This window comes from Epilithonimonas sp. (assembly GCF_032055105.1).
GTDB lineage: Bacteria > Bacteroidota > Bacteroidia > Flavobacteriales > Weeksellaceae > Epilithonimonas.
Genome location: NZ_DAMBRK010000007.1, coordinates 109,802 through 126,273, shown reverse-complemented (window position 1 = coordinate 126,273; position 16,472 = coordinate 109,802). Strand labels below are relative to the sequence as shown.

18 protein-coding genes are annotated in these 16,472 nt (G+C 33.8%); 14 read left to right on the top strand and 4 right to left on the bottom strand.

All coding sequences use genetic code 11. The annotated features are described in order from the left end of the window. Positions 1-47 precede the first annotated feature (47 nt). Positions 48-920, bottom strand: coding sequence for a cupin-like domain-containing protein (locus RTY06_RS08030; RefSeq protein ID WP_312824096.1), 873 nt, complete (start codon positions 918-920; stop codon positions 48-50). A 129-nt stretch (positions 921-1,049) separates the two neighbouring features. Between RTY06_RS08030 and RTY06_RS08025 the strand changes: the two genes are divergently transcribed. The 8 genes from RTY06_RS08025 to RTY06_RS07990 all read left to right on the top strand — a co-directional run bounded on the left by RTY06_RS08025 (position 1,050) and on the right by RTY06_RS07990 (position 8,033). Then, positions 1,050-1,565 (top strand): hypothetical protein, encoded by a 516-nt coding sequence (locus tag RTY06_RS08025; RefSeq protein WP_312824094.1) that lies wholly within the window; start codon positions 1,050-1,052, stop codon positions 1,563-1,565. 171 nt (positions 1,566-1,736) lie between these two features. Continuing rightward, on the top strand, positions 1,737-3,146 hold the full coding sequence (locus tag RTY06_RS08020; protein WP_312824092.1) for an MBL fold metallo-hydrolase: 1,410 nt from the start codon (positions 1,737-1,739) through the stop codon (positions 3,144-3,146). Between the two features lie 105 nt (positions 3,147-3,251). Beyond that, positions 3,252-3,554: a thioredoxin family protein gene (locus RTY06_RS08015; protein WP_312824090.1), complete on the top strand. Its 303-nt coding sequence runs from the start codon at positions 3,252-3,254 to the stop codon at positions 3,552-3,554. 77 nt (positions 3,555-3,631) lie between these two features. Further along, complete coding sequence (locus RTY06_RS08010; protein ID WP_312824088.1) at positions 3,632-4,270, top strand: DUF4271 domain-containing protein; 639 nt, start codon at positions 3,632-3,634, stop codon at positions 4,268-4,270. Between the two features lie 21 nt (positions 4,271-4,291). Further along, positions 4,292-5,032: a uroporphyrinogen-III synthase gene (locus RTY06_RS08005; protein WP_312824086.1), complete on the top strand. Its 741-nt coding sequence runs from the start codon at positions 4,292-4,294 to the stop codon at positions 5,030-5,032. Between the two features lie 239 nt (positions 5,033-5,271). Further along, on the top strand, positions 5,272-7,308 hold the full coding sequence (locus RTY06_RS08000; protein WP_312824084.1) for a S9 family peptidase: 2,037 nt from the start codon (positions 5,272-5,274) through the stop codon (positions 7,306-7,308). A gap of 17 nt (positions 7,309-7,325) precedes the next feature. Next, positions 7,326-7,679 carry a DUF2200 domain-containing protein gene (locus RTY06_RS07995; RefSeq protein WP_312824082.1) on the top strand — a complete coding sequence of 118 codons (354 nt, stop codon included), beginning with the start codon at positions 7,326-7,328 and terminating at the stop codon, positions 7,677-7,679. A gap of 9 nt (positions 7,680-7,688) precedes the next feature. Beyond that, positions 7,689-8,033, top strand: coding sequence for a hypothetical protein (locus tag RTY06_RS07990; protein WP_312824080.1), 345 nt, complete (start codon positions 7,689-7,691; stop codon positions 8,031-8,033). 81 nt (positions 8,034-8,114) lie between these two features. Here the strand turns inward: RTY06_RS07990 and RTY06_RS07985 are convergent, their stop codons facing one another. Then, positions 8,115-8,612 (bottom strand): SRPBCC domain-containing protein, encoded by a 498-nt coding sequence (locus tag RTY06_RS07985; RefSeq protein WP_312824079.1) that lies wholly within the window; start codon positions 8,610-8,612, stop codon positions 8,115-8,117. A gap of 187 nt (positions 8,613-8,799) precedes the next feature. Here RTY06_RS07985 and RTY06_RS07980 point away from each other — a divergent pair, with 187 nt between their 5' ends. From RTY06_RS07980 to RTY06_RS07970, 3 genes are read left to right on the top strand one after another with little or no spacing between them, the layout of a single operon-like run. Continuing rightward, on the top strand, positions 8,800-10,341 hold the full coding sequence (locus tag RTY06_RS07980; protein ID WP_312824077.1) for a HAMP domain-containing sensor histidine kinase: 1,542 nt from the start codon (positions 8,800-8,802) through the stop codon (positions 10,339-10,341). Between the two features lie 29 nt (positions 10,342-10,370). After that, positions 10,371-10,757: a four helix bundle protein gene (locus RTY06_RS07975; RefSeq protein WP_312824075.1), complete on the top strand. Its 387-nt coding sequence runs from the start codon at positions 10,371-10,373 to the stop codon at positions 10,755-10,757. A gap of 31 nt (positions 10,758-10,788) precedes the next feature. Next, complete coding sequence (locus tag RTY06_RS07970) at positions 10,789-11,478, top strand: response regulator transcription factor (protein ID WP_089870393.1); 690 nt, start codon at positions 10,789-10,791, stop codon at positions 11,476-11,478. A gap of 76 nt (positions 11,479-11,554) precedes the next feature. Here the strand turns inward: RTY06_RS07970 and RTY06_RS07965 are convergent, their stop codons facing one another. Further along, on the bottom strand, positions 11,555-12,352 hold the full coding sequence (locus RTY06_RS07965) for a murein L,D-transpeptidase catalytic domain family protein (RefSeq protein WP_312824073.1): 798 nt from the start codon (positions 12,350-12,352) through the stop codon (positions 11,555-11,557). Between the two features lie 192 nt (positions 12,353-12,544). Between RTY06_RS07965 and RTY06_RS07960 the strand changes: the two genes are divergently transcribed. Continuing rightward, positions 12,545-13,312 (top strand): nitrilase-related carbon-nitrogen hydrolase, encoded by a 768-nt coding sequence (locus tag RTY06_RS07960; RefSeq protein WP_312824071.1) that lies wholly within the window; start codon positions 12,545-12,547, stop codon positions 13,310-13,312. 103 nt (positions 13,313-13,415) lie between these two features. Here RTY06_RS07960 and RTY06_RS07955 read toward each other — a convergent pair whose 3' ends face one another. Further along, positions 13,416-14,621 (bottom strand): glycosyltransferase, encoded by a 1,206-nt coding sequence (locus RTY06_RS07955; RefSeq protein ID WP_312824069.1) that lies wholly within the window; start codon positions 14,619-14,621, stop codon positions 13,416-13,418. A 53-nt stretch (positions 14,622-14,674) separates the two neighbouring features. On the opposite strand from RTY06_RS07955, the gene RTY06_RS07950 reads away from it, so the two are divergent. Both RTY06_RS07950 and RTY06_RS07945 read left to right on the top strand, forming a co-directional pair. After that, a complete protein-coding gene (locus RTY06_RS07950) occupies positions 14,675-15,715 on the top strand; it encodes a GMP reductase (RefSeq protein WP_312824067.1) in 1,041 nt (346 codons plus the stop codon). A 69-nt stretch (positions 15,716-15,784) separates the two neighbouring features. Beyond that, on the top strand, positions 15,785-16,459 hold the full coding sequence (locus RTY06_RS07945) for a DUF2625 domain-containing protein (protein ID WP_312824065.1): 675 nt from the start codon (positions 15,785-15,787) through the stop codon (positions 16,457-16,459). The last annotated feature ends 13 nt before the right edge of the window (positions 16,460-16,472 follow it).

Sequence of the window (16,472 nt, the reverse complement as noted above, 5' to 3'; positions counted from 1 at the left end):
AAATACGAAATTAAAATGCAGAAAAAAGAATGAAGGTTTCCGGAAGATTATTTTTTTTCCAACTTTGCCAAAGCTTTGGAGCTTTTTCTGTAAGCCCATTCTTCTTTATATTTTACCCATTTTGCTTTGAAGATTTTCCGCATCAGCTTGTCCGTATATCGCATTATGAAAACGTGATAAAGCATACTTAGAAACTTCGAAGGACGATTGGGTAAAGCTCTAATAGACAAGGAAAAACCTGGTTCTAAGTAACGGTTGTAATGCCAAAATGCGCCGGGAATAAACAATGCGTCACCGTGTTCCATTAAGATTTCCGTTCCGGTTGCATATTTCAAAGCTGGATATTTTTCATAATCTGGATTGTCATAATCAATTTCTTCAATCGTGTGAACGGACAAAGGAACTTTATAAAGTAATTCATTTTGCTTTTGGTCAAACAATAAAATTCTTTTCTTTCCTCCGAAATGAACGTGAAAAAAATCTCCCAAATCAACATCATAATGCATCAGAACGTGCGCTTCGCTTCCACCAAAAAACAAAGTCGGAAGACGTTTGAAAAATTTCATTCCCAAATCCGGATAAGAGAAATCTTTCAGTAATTCTGGTAACTTGTCTGTGATGATGTAAAAAAAGATTCTGAGGTCGGAAGGTTTACTTTTTATAATGTCAATATAATCCTTCATCTTCATCTTTGTTGCTGGTGTGTCAGAACTTTTATTAGCGTCGGCTGGTTTGTTGTCATAGATTGGAACAACTTGTTCTCCTGCTTTTTCTCGGATATAATCCAGATTCCATTTTTCGTAAGCGCCCCATTGTTTTGCAAAACCTTTTATCAGAAGTGGTTTATGAGGCTTGAAATACTTTTTTTGAAAATCTTCTTTATTAATGTGTTCTACGATGTCAACAGGATTCAGAATCATATTAATTGTTTTGGTTCAATAAAAATAGTAAAAATGAAGTTTATGAGACTGTTCTTTGTGAAATTTTCGAAAAATAAGATTCGTTAAAAGAAAATTAAAAATAATCCGTTTAATTATTAAATTTGGCTAATGAAAAAATATTTTTACCTTCTTATATTAAGTTTTTCCTTGATAAGTTGCTACACATACAAAGTTGCAACAGAAGCCGATGAAACATCGGATAGCTATGTTAGAGCACAAAACAGATCCGAACTAGATGTGAAATCTAATGAAAAAGTTGCGGTTAACACTGTTGCAGATAGGAGAACAAGTGTAGCAAAAATACCAACGAGAGGATCAAGAAATACAAAACCGGAGAAAGAGAAAAAACCCAAACCAACGAGCATTATAGAGAAATTGGAAGTGGGCAAATTTTTCAAAATCGATGTAGCTGATAGAAGCTACAAAATACAAGTGGACAAATGGGAAAGCGACACGTTGATGGCGCACGTTATTCATAAACCGAAAAATATTCTTAAATTTCATAAAAATCAAATCAATCAATCTACAATTGCAGAAAGAAGATTTTCCCAACCAATAGCTGATATTATTACAGTGGCTGCCTACGCTGGTGTTGGTCTAGGTATCTGGTCATTGGTTAAATGATGCTTTCGAAATTATAAAAAAAGTCAAGGACTTGTTTAATTTTAAATTGGAATTATAAATAATATCAGTTAAAAATTATTTATAGTTAATCCAAATAGCCTCATATTTGTATCTTTAAAAAGTTCAAATAATTTAAAAACTAAATTTTTGAATATAATCTATTGATTCATAATGAAAATCGAACAAATATATACTGGTTGTCTAGCTCAAGGTGCTTATTACATCACTTCTGAAAATGAAGCGGCAATCATAGATCCACTAAGAGAAGTTAAACCTTATCTTGAACGTTTGGAGAAAGATCAGGTCAAACTCAAATATATTTTTGAAACTCATTTTCACGCAGATTTTGTTTCGGGACATTTGGATTTATCAAAGAAAACCGATGCTCCAATTGTTTTTGGACCGACGGCAAAACCAGATTTTGAAGCGATTATTGCTGAGGATAATCAGTTTTTTGAAATTGGAAAAATCAAAATAAAAGTTCTTCATACACCAGGTCATACTTTGGAAAGCTCTACTTTTCTTTTGATTGATGAAGATGGAAAAGAAACAGCCATTTTCTCTGGAGACACTTTATTCTTGGGTGATGTTGGAAGACCGGATTTAGCGCAGAAAGCAGGTGAAATTGACGAAAGAGATTTAGCAGGAATGCTTTACGAAAGTCTTCAAAACAAGATTTTACCTTTGGATGATTCGATTACGGTTTATCCGGCTCACGGTGCTGGTTCCGCTTGCGGAAAAAATATGCAGAAAGAAACGGTGGATACTTTGGGAAATCAGAAAAGAACCAATTATGCGCTTAATCAACCCAACAAAGAATCTTTCATTAATGAAGTTCTGGATGGATTAACTGCTCCTCCAAAATATTTCGGAATGAACGTAGCAATGAATAAAGGTGGCTACGAAAGTTTTGACCAAGTTCTGAAAAAAGGGAAAAATCCGTTGTCTGTAGAAGAATTCGAATTGGCGGCGGAAGAAACCGGAGCTTTGATTTTGGATACAAGAAGTGCCGCGGTTTTTCATAAAGGCTTTGTTCCGAATTCTATCAATATTGGAATCAAAGGCGATTTTGCGCCTTGGGTTGGAGCAATGATTGTAGATGTTCAGCAACCGATTCTTTTGGTTTCTGACGAAGGAACGGAAGAAGAAGTAATAACGAGATTGAGCAGAGTAGGCTTTGATAATGTTTTAGGGTTTTTGGACGGAAGTTTCGAAGCTTGGAAAAATTCTGGAAAAGAGACCGACGAAATCAGAAGAGTTTCTGTAGAAGAATTTGCCAGTGAATATTCTGAAAGTGTGAAAGTTGTTGATGTGAGAAAAGAAACAGAATACGAGGCAGAACATGTCAACGAAGCTTATAGTAAACCTTTGGCTTACATCAATGATTGGGTTAATTCTTTAGATAATTCTGAACATTTTTATATTCATTGTGCTGGAGGTTACAGAAGTATGATTGCGGCAAGTATTTTGCAGTCAAGAGGTTATAGGAATTTTACTGAGGTTGACGGCGGATTCAATGCGATTAAGAAAACTGAGAAATTTCCACTGAGCAATTTTGTTTGTCAAAGTAAAACTTTGTAGAATTAAAAAAAACTTCGAGAGCCTCAGTGTGACAACGTTTTGTATTGTCAAGATGAGGTTCTCGAAGAATCTAATATCTAAAAACTAACTTCTAAAATCTTCGTTATGTCACAAAAATTTCAAGAACTCATACAATCCGAACGTCCAGTTCTTATTGACTTTTTCGCAACTTGGTGTCAACCTTGCAAAGTACAATCTTCCGTTTTGAATTCTGTAAAAGAAAAAGTTGGAGAAAAAGCGAGAATCGTAAAAATTGATGTTGACCAATTTCCGTCGATTGCATCAGAAAACGGCGTTCGTGGTGTTCCTACTTTAGCGATTTTCAAGAACGGAGAATTGCTTTGGAAAGAAAGTGGTGTTCATGATGTTAATTCTTTGATTGGATTGCTAGAGCAGTATTCTAATTGATGATTCTTAATCAAAAAAAACAAAATATTGTCTAATTAGACATTTCTTATTCTTATTTTTGCAAAAAATTTTGACCGTTGGTAAGAATCGCAGAGCATAATGATTGGGTGGTATATTGTATTCTTGGGAGTATCTTTATATACATTATTCTTTTGTCTGTTTTTCAAAGAGATGCTAATGTCAAAGACTTTTTGTTGCTAAAACTAGAAGACTCCAACAATCTCACGCCTTCTTGGTTGATTATTTCTATTGTGAAGTGTTTGATGACTGCTCTTTTGTTATCACAATTTGTTCCGATTGTTCCAAAGCTTTTTTCAATAGATGTTTTAGGCTTCCAAATCAATAAATTTGGTTTTACATTTTTGGCATTATTAAGTTTTGATGTTATCAAAAACATTTTAACCTTCTTGTTCTATTCCAGCATTGGAAGTGGTAAAAATCTGAAAGGATTGACACTGGTTTCCAGTAAGTTTTATTTCTTAGAATCTATTGTTTTTATAATAGCATCTTTTACACTTTATTTTTTTCCAATCGACTTAGTGAAATATTTCTATTTCATCATTGGGATGGTTATTTTTTCTTTCTTTTTAAAAAACTTAATATACATTTTCCACAATCAGTCTATTTTACCAGAAAAATGGTATTATAAATTTTTGTATATTTGCACGCTTCAAATAGTACCGTTTTTAGTACTTTGGAAATTCTTATTTTATTGAATGTAACATACACATTTTAAGATGAAAATCAAATCAATTTTAGTATCGCAACCTGCTCCTAACGAATCATCACCTTATTTGGAAATTGCAAAAAAAGAGAAAATCAAAATCGATTTTCGTCCTTTTATTCACGTAGAAGGTGTGGATGCTAAAGAACTCAGAACACAGAAAATTGACCTTACTCAATACACAGGTATTATTTTCACAAGTAAAAATGCAATCGACCATTATTTCCGTCTTGCAGAGGAAATGAGATTCTCTGTTCCAGATTCTATGAGATACATATGTCAGTCAGAGGCGATTGCCAATTATCTACAGAAACACATTGTTTACAGAAAAAGAAAAATCAGCTTTGGAGAGAAAAACTTCTCAGACTTGGCTGCTTTGTTCAAAAAATATCCTTCGGAAAAATATCTTTTGCCTTCTTCCGATGTTTTGACTCCGGAAATTCCAAAAGTAATGGATGCTGCTAATGTAGACTGGACGAGAGCAATTATGTACAAAACAGTTGCGAGTGATTTGACAGATATCAACATTAAGGATTATGATATGTTGGTTTTCTTCAGTCATCAAGGAATCAAATCTTTAGGAATCAATTTTCCAGATTTCAAACAAGGCGAAACAAAAATTGCTGTTTTTGGAACAACTACTCAAGCTGCAGCGGAAGAAGCTGGATTAACTGTCAACGTAATGGCGCCAACCAAAGAAACGCCATCTATGACAATGGCTATTGAAAAATACATCAAAAGCGTTAATAAGTAACAACGCTTTTACATAAATCAAAACCGTCTTCTTTTCGAGAAGATGGTTTTTTGTTTATTTTTGTTAAATCTGAAAATAACTTCAGAAAACTACTTTTAACCACATAGACACATAGTTTTCTGAATAAATTAATTGAACACTAAAGTTGAAATAGAAGATATTTACATTCTCTCTATTTTTTCTTTGTATAAAAAATTAATCTATGTGCCTATGTGGTTTTAATTAATATCAATTTCAAAATGAATGCTCCTAAAGCAAAAAAAATAGATAAACTTCTTGAAATTCAAAACGATAAAAGAAACGACCCTTTTTTCTGGATGAATGAACGTGAAAATCCCGAAGTTATAAAATACCTAGAAGAAGAAAATTCTTACACAGATTTTGTAATGAAGGATACAGAAGACCTTCAGAACGAATTGTTTGAGGAAATGAAATCCCGTTACAAAAAAGACGACCAGTCTTTACCTTATTTCTTTAATCAATATTGGTACATCGTCCGTTATGAAGATGGGAAAGAATATCCTGTTTTTTCGAGGAAATTTCAGACTCTGGACAATGAAGAAGAGATTCTTTTGGATGTCAATATCTTGGCAGAAGGCGAAGAATATTTTGATATAGGAAGCGTTTCTGTAAGTGTTGATAATCAATTTATTGCTTATTCTTCTGATAAAACTGGGCGAAGAATCTACACTATATTTTTCAAGAATATCAAAACGGGAGAAATTTTCGAAGATAAAATCGAAAACACAACCGGAAAAGCTGTTTGGGCAAATGACAATCAGCATATTTTTTACATCAGAAAAGATGAAAGTCTAAGAGCTTATCAAATCCACCGTCACAAGTTGGGAACAGATACTGAAAAAGATATTTTGATTTTCCACGAAGAAGATGAGACTTTTGATGTTAATGTTTTTAAAACCAAATCTTTAGAATACATCTTTATTTCTTCATCAAGTACGAACGAAGATGAACATAGATTCATTCCTGCAGATAATGTTTTTGCAGATTGGAAAATAATTCAGGAAAGAACGGAGGATTTGGAGTATTCTGTGGAGCATTATCAAGATGATTTTTACATCATTACAAATGCTGACGATTCTACTAATTTCAAAATTGTAAAGACCAAAGTTTCTCAGCCAGAGATAGAAAATTGGGTAGATTTCATTCCTCACAGAGAAAATGTTCTGTTGGAAGGTTCTGAAATTTTCAATGATTATTTCGTGATTGAGGAACGTGAAAAAGGACTTCTTCAAATCAAAATCATCGAAAGCAAAACAGGAGATTCTCACTATCTTCCATTTTCCGACCCAACTTATACGGCGTATATCGGAACGAATATGGAATTTGACACAGAAAAACTGCGTTTCGGATATACGTCTTTGACAAAACCTTCTTCAACTTACGAATATGATATGAAGGAAAAAACCACCCAACTACTTAAAGAACAGGAAGTTTTGGGCGGAAAATTCTTCTCAGAAAATTATATCTCAGAAAGAATCTGGGCAAAAGCAAGAGACGGAAAAGAAGTTGCGATTTCTCTGGTTTATCATAAAGATACCAAGAAATCTGCAGAAACGCCTCTTCTACTCTACGGTTACGGAAGTTACGGTCACACGGTTGACGCTAGTTTTTCCAGTGTAAGATTGACTTTGCTTGACCGAGGTTATATCTACGCCATCGCACACATCCGAGGCGGAGAATATCTTGGAAGAGAATGGTATGAAGACGGAAAAATGTTGCAGAAAAAGAATACATTTTTTGATTTCATCGATTCTGCAAAATATTTAATATCAGAAAATTATACTTCTCCAAAACATCTTTACGCAATGGGTGGAAGCGCCGGTGGATTGCTAATGGGAGCTGTGATGAACTACAATCCGGAATTATTCAATGGGATTGTGGCGCAAGTTCCGTTTGTAGATGTTGTGACGACGATGCTGGACGAAACCATTCCTTTGACAACGGGAGAATACGACGAATGGGGAAATCCAAACGAAAAGGAATATTATGATTATATGAAATCCTATTCGCCTTACGACAATATCGAGGCAAAGGATTATCCAAATACGCTGATTACAACTGGCTTCCACGATTCTCAGGTTCAATATTGGGAACCGGCAAAATGGACAGCAAAATTGAGAGATTTGAAAACGGATAACAACATTCTGATTTTCAAAACCGATATGAGTTCCGGTCACAGCGGTGCAAGCGGACGATTCGAGAGTTTAAAGGAAATTGCTTTGGAATATGCGTTTCTTTTGAAGATAGATAAGTAATCTAAATTGATTTATTAATGAAAACCGACAACACCAGAATTTACAAAATGTCTTTTGCCGGCGTTTATCCGCATTACATTGCGAAAGCTGAGAAAAAAGGCAGAACAAAAGCCGAAATTGACGAAATCATCTTTTGGCTGACGGGTTATGATTCTGAGAAACTTCAGGAAATCATTGATAATAAAATTGATTTCGAAACATTTTTTGCAGAAGCAAAGTTGAATCCGAATGTTTCAAAAATAACCGGTGTGATTTGTGGTTATCGTGTTGAAGAAATCGAAGATAAACTGATGCAACAGATTCGTTATCTGGATAAATTGATCGACGAATTGGCGAAAGGGAAAACAATGGATAAAATTTTAAGAAAGTAAAAAAGCAATATGACAGAATCCGAAATCTGGAAAAAAATAGAACATTTCTTTGAAGAAAACTTTCAAACCGAAAAGAATCCTCCTATTGAAACAATATTATTTTTAATTGGTATTCAGGAACTCGGAAGTGGCCAACAAAAATTCACTAAAGATGATAAGGTCAATCTTATTCATATTGCGGTTTGTAGATTGCTAGAGCCTTTTGGTTATTACAAATTCACGCATTATGAAGATGGCTGGCCTCAATTCGAAAAGTTAGACGACCTTCCTGAGTTGAAACCTAACGAACAATCGCTTCTAATGAAAAAAGCGATTATCCAGTATTTTATTGATGAAGAAATTAATTTGGATTAAGGTTTACATCTCGCAGATTCGACAGATTTTGCTGATGATAACCTTAAAAAATCTGCACAATTCGCTTAATCTGCGAGAAAATTATCGTGATTGATTTTCTTCTAAAATTTCCTCCAACTGATTCAATCCCATTTTAAAGCCTTCTTCAAAACCCATTTCGATGAGCTGATTCATTTCTTCTTTTGAGTTGAAATGCAGATTAAAGGTGGTTCTTGTACCTTCATCAATTCCTGTGAAACCAATCAGCCAAGAAGTTTGGGGCAAATCTGTTCTCACTTTTCCTTTGTCGTCGGCGAAAGCATCTGTCCACGCAATACTTCGGTGAGGCATTATTTCGCCATAATTTGCTAGTGCCTTTTCTTTTTCTCCGTTCGGACCTTTCATTGCATACAACCAATTTCCGTTTTCTCGAAAATCCATTTTTTCGGTTTCACATTTCCAAGGTTTTGGCGCCCACCATTGGTCAATAAATTCTGACTTTGTAAAATAATCCCAAAGCGTGGAAACATCGGCTCTGTAAACTTTCATCACATATACTCCTATTTCCGAGTCCTTATTAAAAAAAATTTCTGAGTTCATAACTTTTACTTTTTATAAAATTAATTATAAAAAATCACACCAAACTTTTCTTATGGCAATGTATTTGATATTCACAATAAAATGTTAAATCTTTTCATTTTAAGAAATATTTAATAATTACAGCTCGTTATTATTGTTGAGATATTCTTAAAAAGAGTAATTTTAACTTTTCAAACTTAAAAAATATATGAACAACAAGTTTATTCCTATTATATCTGTTTTTATGACAATTTCCTTGGTGGTTTTTGTCTCTTTACAGTTATATTGGATTAAAGAATTATATACTTCGCTTGAGCAGGATTTTTCCAATAAAGTTTATTCCGCATTAGAAACTTCGACTCAGAAAGTCAATCAAATCGAGGTCAACAAATATTGGAATGAGACTTATAACAATGTTGGAAAAGAGGTTTTAGCATCTAAAAACCAACCAACTAAGACTTACATCCAACAAAGTTCTGATTCTGCCAATCGTTCGAATATTCTTTTCCAAACAAGCATTGTTGAAAAACAAAACATTCCCGTTTCGGCAAAAGGTGATACTTTGTACACGACGAAACTTTACAAAGATGAAGGACAACTGAAACTGAAAAGAAGCAATCCTGAACCTTTGACAACCAACATCAGCAGAGACCTTGATAATAACTCTTATCAGATGAAGGAATTTGCACGGTTGAGTGCAACCAATCTTCCGATAGAAAAGCGTGTTGACAGCAAAACCATAGATTCCGTCATTTCAAAAGAGTTAAAGCTAAAAGGAATTGATACAAAATTTGGCTTTGCTGTCATCAATAAAACCAACCAATTGACAACGGTTGCAAACAACATTTATCTTGACCAAAAGGATAAAACGAATTATACATATCCGCTTTTTACAGACAGCAAAGACAGAACGCTTTATACTCTAGCATTAGTTTTTCCAAGAAAGGATTATTCTTTGGTAAAACACAATTTACCAATGTTGTTGGGAACTTTTATTTCATTATTGACGATTTTGGGGATTTATATTATTTCGATTAATTATATGATGAGACAGAAAAAGATTGCTGAAATCAAAACAGATTTCATAAACAATATGTCTCACGAGTTCAAGACGCCTTTGGCAACGATTTCTGTCGCAACGGATTCTTTGGCTAATGATAAAATCGCAACCGACCCTGATAAAGTCAAATACTATTCAGGACTCATAAAACAGGAAAACCTGAGGATGAAAAAACAGGTTGAAACCGTTCTGAATATGTCCAAACTGGAACGAAACGAAATGCCTCTTCATTTGAAAGAAACCAACGTTCGGGAATTGATAAAAAGCGTTGCCGAATCTTTCCGATTAATTGTCAATGAAAGAAATGGAAGTTTAACAACGGATTTTAATGCGACTAAATATAATTTTTTAATCGATGAATTTCATATTTCGAATGCTTTGATTAATCTTCTTGATAACGCTAACAAATATTCTCCGGAAACGCCTGAAATAAAGGTTAGTACAAGAAATGAAGGAAACTGGTACGTCATCGAAATTTCCGATAAAGGAATGGGAATGGAATCGACCAATAAAAACAAGATTTTCGAAAAATTCTTCCGAGAAGAGACAGGAAACATCCATAATGTAAAAGGACAAGGTCTTGGATTGTCTTATGTGAAAAAGATTATTGAGAATCACAAAGGTCAAATCCACGTAGATTCTCACAAAGGAAAAGGAAGCACATTCACCATAAAACTTCCGATAATTTAATTAATAATGAAAAATTAATAATTAAGATTTTGGAAAATACCGAAATTAAGAGAAATATTATTAGAGATAAGTCCTTTGATTTTTCTGTAAGGATTATTAATCTTTTTAAATTATTAACCTCAGAAAGGAAAGAGTTTGTTTTATCAAAACAATTATTAAGGTCAGCAACATCGATTGGTGCAAATATAGAAGAAGGAATTGCCTCTTTTAGCAAAAAAGAGTTTGTCGTGAAACTGCAAATCTCTTACAAAGAAGCTTTTGAAGCATATTATTGGATAAAATTATTACATAAAACAGAATTTATAAATGAAGCAGAATTCAAATCACTAGAAAAAGATGTAGAGGAAATTATTAAATTATTAACAACTATTTTAAAAACCACTAAACAAAATATAAACGACACGAAGAAATATTAATTCTTTATTTTTAATTATTAATTACAAGGCTATGAGCAACAGGATATTATTAGTAGAAGACGACCAAAGTTTTGGCGCAGTTCTTAAGGATTATTTAACCATCAACAACTTCGAGGTAACATTAGCAACCGACGGAGAAATAGGACTGAAAGAGTTTACAGAAAAGGAATTCGACATCTGCATTTTCGATGTAATGATGCCGAAAAAAGATGGATTTTCTTTGGCAGAAGATGTGAAAAAAATTGATAAAAACACGCCAATCATTTTCTTGACCGCAAGAAATATGCGTGAAGATATCCTGAAAGGTTATCAATTGGGAGCAGACGATTACATCACTAAACCATTTGATACAGAGTTACTTCTTTACAAAATCAAGGCAATTCTACAAAGAAGCGCTGTTTTGGAAAATGAAGACCAAGAGCAGTTCAAAATCAGTAATATCTTCTTCGATTCTATGTTGAGACAACTAAGAGTTGGCGAAAACGAGTACAAATTATCTCCAAAAGAAAACGAACTTTTGAAATTGCTTTGTATTCACAGAAACGACTTTATGCCAAGAGATTTAGCTTTGAGAAAAATCTGGAAAAAAGAGAATTATTTCACGGCGAGAAGTATGGACGTTTACATCGCAAAACTGAGAAAACTTCTGAAAGATGATGAAGGTTTGGAAATCATCAACGTGCACGGAGAAGGTTTCAGACTATTAGTGAAAAACCCATAAAATTAAACCCTTCAGAAATTTCTGAAGGGTTTTTTTATAACTTTTTACATTATACGTTTTACAAAATAAAAATGATTTAATTCGTTGCCATATTCTGCTTTGGAGAACCAAGAATTGAATCCATTTTTTCAACGTTTTTCAGCCATTTAGAACTTGTGAGATATTTTTCGTCAGGATAATAAATAAACAGACAAGTTCCGTTTTTTATCTTATTAATAATCGGTTGTGCCATTTCTCTGGAAACCGCAGGACAACCCCAACTTCTTCCTAATCTTTTCTCAGATTTGATAAAATCTTCACTTACATATTTTGCGCCGTGCATCACAATGCATCTTTCCAGCGCCGCATCATTATAGCCCTTGTCCATCCCAAAAAGTCTCATAGAATAGCCATTATCGCCATTATAAGTCTGTTCTGTAATATAAAAACCAAGACTTGACTGGTGCGAATCTTCTGTGTTAGAAAAGTTGGTAGCGAACTCTTCGCCTGTTCCTTTTCCGTGTGCGACCAATGTGTTGAACAGCACTTTTTTCTCATCCAAATCAATCACCCAAAGGCGTTTTCTGTTAGAAGATAAACTAAAGTCACAAATCGAAAGTAATTTGGCTGACGATACAAGTTTTTGGGATTTTTTCAAATTTTGGAATCCTAAAAAGGCTTTTTCGAAGACTTCAAAATTCAATTTTTCATCCGTAAACTGAAGCTCTTTATAGATTTCTTCTGCGGGATTTTGTGGTGAGAAACTCTTTTTTGGGCTTAGTTTTATTTCTTTTACTATCGTTTTGGTTTGAGAGATTTTGCTCTCAGAACTTGTGGGGTAAAAAGAAGTGGTTACCAAATAAACTAAGCATAACAATAATGGGAATTTCTTCATTAATTATAATATTAAGATTTTATTTTAGTGGTGCAAAATTATATATAAATCATTTTCAGACTGTTACAGTCAAGCTTTTTAACGGTTTTTTAGTAAACTTTAACGCAATTACTCCTTTTTTGAACGATTTTTATTAAGACTTTATTATGATTGACACTTTTAAAGTTTTAAATTGCAGTAAACTTTTGAAGTATGTCAACAATTAAAATTGCAGGTCTCAATCTCGATATTTCTTGGAAAAACAAGGAACAGAATTTCAAACAAATCGAAGAAGAATTCGGTTCTGTTGAAGCAGATTTGTTTCTGCTTCCTGAGATGTTTTCTACAGGATTTTGTATGGAAGCTGAGGAAGTTGCCGACAGAAATCTAGAAACTTTGATTTGGATGAAATCCTTTGCCAAAAGTAAAAATTCGGCAGTTGCAGGAAGTGTTTCTGTGGAGGAAAATGGGAAATTCTATAACAGATTTTATTTTGTTTTACCCGACGGAAGTTTTGAATATTACGACAAAAGACATTTGTTTTCTTACTCCGGAGAAGATAAAATCTACACAGCAGGAACAGAGCGAAAAATTATTGATTATAAAGGATTTAAGATTCTTTTGCAGGTTTGTTTTGACTTACGATTTCCTGTATTTTCGAGAAATCAAAATGATTATGATGCCGTTTTATATGTTGCGAATTGGCCAAAATCCAGAGTTGAAGCTTGGAAATCATTGTTAAAAGCACGTTCAATTGAAAATCAGACTTTTCTTTTTGGATTAAATCGAATTGGAACAGACGGTTATAATCTTGAATATGAGGAAAGTTCATTAGTTTATTTCCCCAACGGACGAGAAATCTCTGAAAGAAAAAACAATCTTATCAGATCTGAATGGAATTTGGATGAATTGAAAGAGTTCCGAAATAAGTTTCCTTTTTTGAATGAAAGGGATGAGTTTGAAATAGTCTATAACAAATAATTATTTTACATTATTTTCATTTCGTAAGAATCACTCAATTTTACAGAATTTAAAATAGAAAACAGAATTTAGAGCTTCAGTAACATCGATGAAAACTCGAAAGTTACTGTTTTCTATTTTTCTCTTCAATCCAACGACTCATATATTTTGTCGAATTCAGTTGATGATGTTGCAGAATTTTCCCGAGATAATTTTCTGTCCGATGATTTTCTAAATTATTCTCAATATTCGAAATGATTCCCCGAAACTGATTGACATACAATTTCTTATCAAAAATTTGTTTCAAAATCTCATTTGCATTTTCGTTGGCTTGATTCCAAATGGATTCATTTTGATAAAGTTCAACAGCGTTTGTCACAAATCCTTCGTCAGAATTTTCTATGAATCCATTCCAAGGCAAATTCTTATGCATTGCTTCTGCACCAATAGAACTGGTCACATTAGGTAATTCAAATCGCATACTTTCCCAAAGTTTTCCTTTCAATCCTGCGCCAAAAGGAATCGGAGCCAGTAAAACTCTGTATTGATTAAAAAGTAATTTAACATCTTCGGCTCTTCCTTTTACCAAAAAACCTTCTTTCTCATTATGCAGTTGAAAAACCTTTTCCGAAGCATAAGCGCCATAAATATGAAGTTCTACGTTTGGAAGTTCTTTTCTAATATTTTTCCAAATCGATTTCAGTTTGAGAACAGTTTGCCAATTCGGTTCGTGAAGAAAATTTCCAATGCTAACGAAATGTTGTCTTTCTTCAAAAGCAGTTTTATTTTTTTCGATATTCTCAATCAAGAAAGGTATATAAAAAAGAATGTCAGGATTGATTTTAAATTTTTCTGTCAATAATTGATATTCGAATTCTGAAATAATAAGCGACAAATCACATCGCAAAATCGAAGCCATTTCTCTCTTGAAAATATCATTAATCAAATCTTCATTACTAGTTTCTCTCTTTTCAACAAAAGCTTTTCTTCTTGCTTCTCTCAGAAAATGCAAATCTTCTGTATCAATGATTTTCAAAGCATTTGGACAATTTTCTGAAACTCGCCAACCAAATTGTTCTTCGGTTACATAACGGTCAAAAAGTACAATATCTGGATTGAGGTCTTTTATCTTTTTATCAAAACTTTCATTATTGATGTCGATTTTTTGGATTTCGATTTTTTCTGAAAACTCGATATTGTTGGAAGAAGTTAGAAACGTAATTGTATAATTTGCTTCCGAAAATAATTTGATAAGCTGCATCATTCTGTAACCTGCTGCTGTAGAAGCCGGTTCTGGAATAACGAGACCAATAATGACAAGATGTTTCATGTGGAACAAAAATATAAATTATTAAAACAAAAAATTTATACTAATTTTGATATATGCGAATAGAAAACGAAATCAAATTAGGGTTCAAAGATGTGATGTTTCGTCCGAAGCGTTCTACACTCAAATCCCGCAGCGAAGTTACAATAGAGAGAGAATTCACTTTTCTTCATACTCAGAAAAAATGGAGCGGTGTTCCGTTGATTGCTGCCAATATGGACACAGTTGGAACTTTCGAAATGGCGGAAGCGCTTTACAAAGACAAAATCATTACGGCTGTTCATAAACATTATTCTGTACAGGAATGGTCTGATTTTCTGAAAGATAAAAGCGATGACTTCTACCAATACATTGCACTGAGTACAGGAACTGGAAAAGCTGACGAAGAGAAAATCAAAACAATCTTGGGTGCCAATCCGAAAATCCAATTTCTTTGCATTGATGTTGCGAATGGTTATTCTGAACATTTTGTAGAATTTGTGAAAAAAGCACGTCAGAATTTTCCAGATAAAATTATTATGGCAGGCAATGTTGTAACCGGCGAAATGGTAGAAGAACTTATTTTAGCAGGTGCTGATATCATCAAAGTTGGAATTGGACCAGGCTCGGTTTGTACAACTCGAGTCAAAACCGGAGTTGGTTATCCTCAACTTTCTGCGATTATTGAGTGTGCGGATGCGGCTCACGGTTTGGGCGGTCAAATCATTGGTGACGGTGGTTGTAAAGTTCCCGGAGATGTAGCGAAAGCTTTTGGTGGCGGTTCAGACTTCGTAATGTTGGGCGGAATGTTTGCCGGACACGACGAAAGCGGCGGTGAACTCATCACAGAAAATGGAAAAACTTTCCGATTATTCTACGGAATGAGTTCTCAAACTGCAATGGATAAACATTCTGGAGGTGTTGCAGAATATCGTGCTTCCGAAGGAAAAACCGTGAAGGTTCCTTACAAAGGTCCAGTTGCAGAAACAGTAAAAGATATCTTAGGAGGTGTTCGTTCAACTTGTACTTATGTTGGTGCATCAAAGTTGAAAGAGTTATCGAAAAGAACGACTTTTATCCGGGTTCAAGAGCAGGAAAATCAAGTTTTTAATGGATAAAATATGTTTCGACAATATTTTACCATTATATTTAGTCTAATTTTTCTAACAATAAATGCTCAGAACAAAATGAGACCTTTAGAAGAACTAATCAACAAAACAGACTCAGGTTGGCCAATTGTTGAAGAAATGGTCAAATCTGCAAAGAATAAAGTTGAGATTCTCTCGGTAAACTCTGATAAAGCCAATGACGCGCTTTATAAAACTCAAGTTACAACGCGTTCTCCAATGGGTGCCATTGTTTATCATACAGGTGGCATTTTAGTAGATAATGGCTGGATTAGAATTCTTGGCTCTGGCAATACAAAACTTGATAGAAGTCTTCCCGATTGGAACCAAGGGAAATCATTCAAAGAGTATGGTGAAACGCCTTCGTTTTTGTTGATTGCTGATGATGCAATTGGTGGATTTTTTATTTTGAATGGCGGAAGCCTTGGAGAAGATTTGGGCAAAGTTTATTATTTCACTCCTGATAACTTGGAATATGAACCTTTAGATATTACTTATACACAGTTTCTTGATTTTTGTTTCAATAATGATTTGAATCAATTTTACAAAGACAATCGATGGAATAATTGGCAAAAAGAAGTTTCTGAATTAGACGGAAATAAAGTTTTCAACTTCTATCCTTATTTGTGGACAAAGGAAGGTAAAGACATCAATAAAAATTCTCGAAAAGCAATTTCAATAGAAGAACAATATAATCTGAATATAGAATTCCGAAAGCAACTTGGATTACAATAAAAAAACCAGCCAA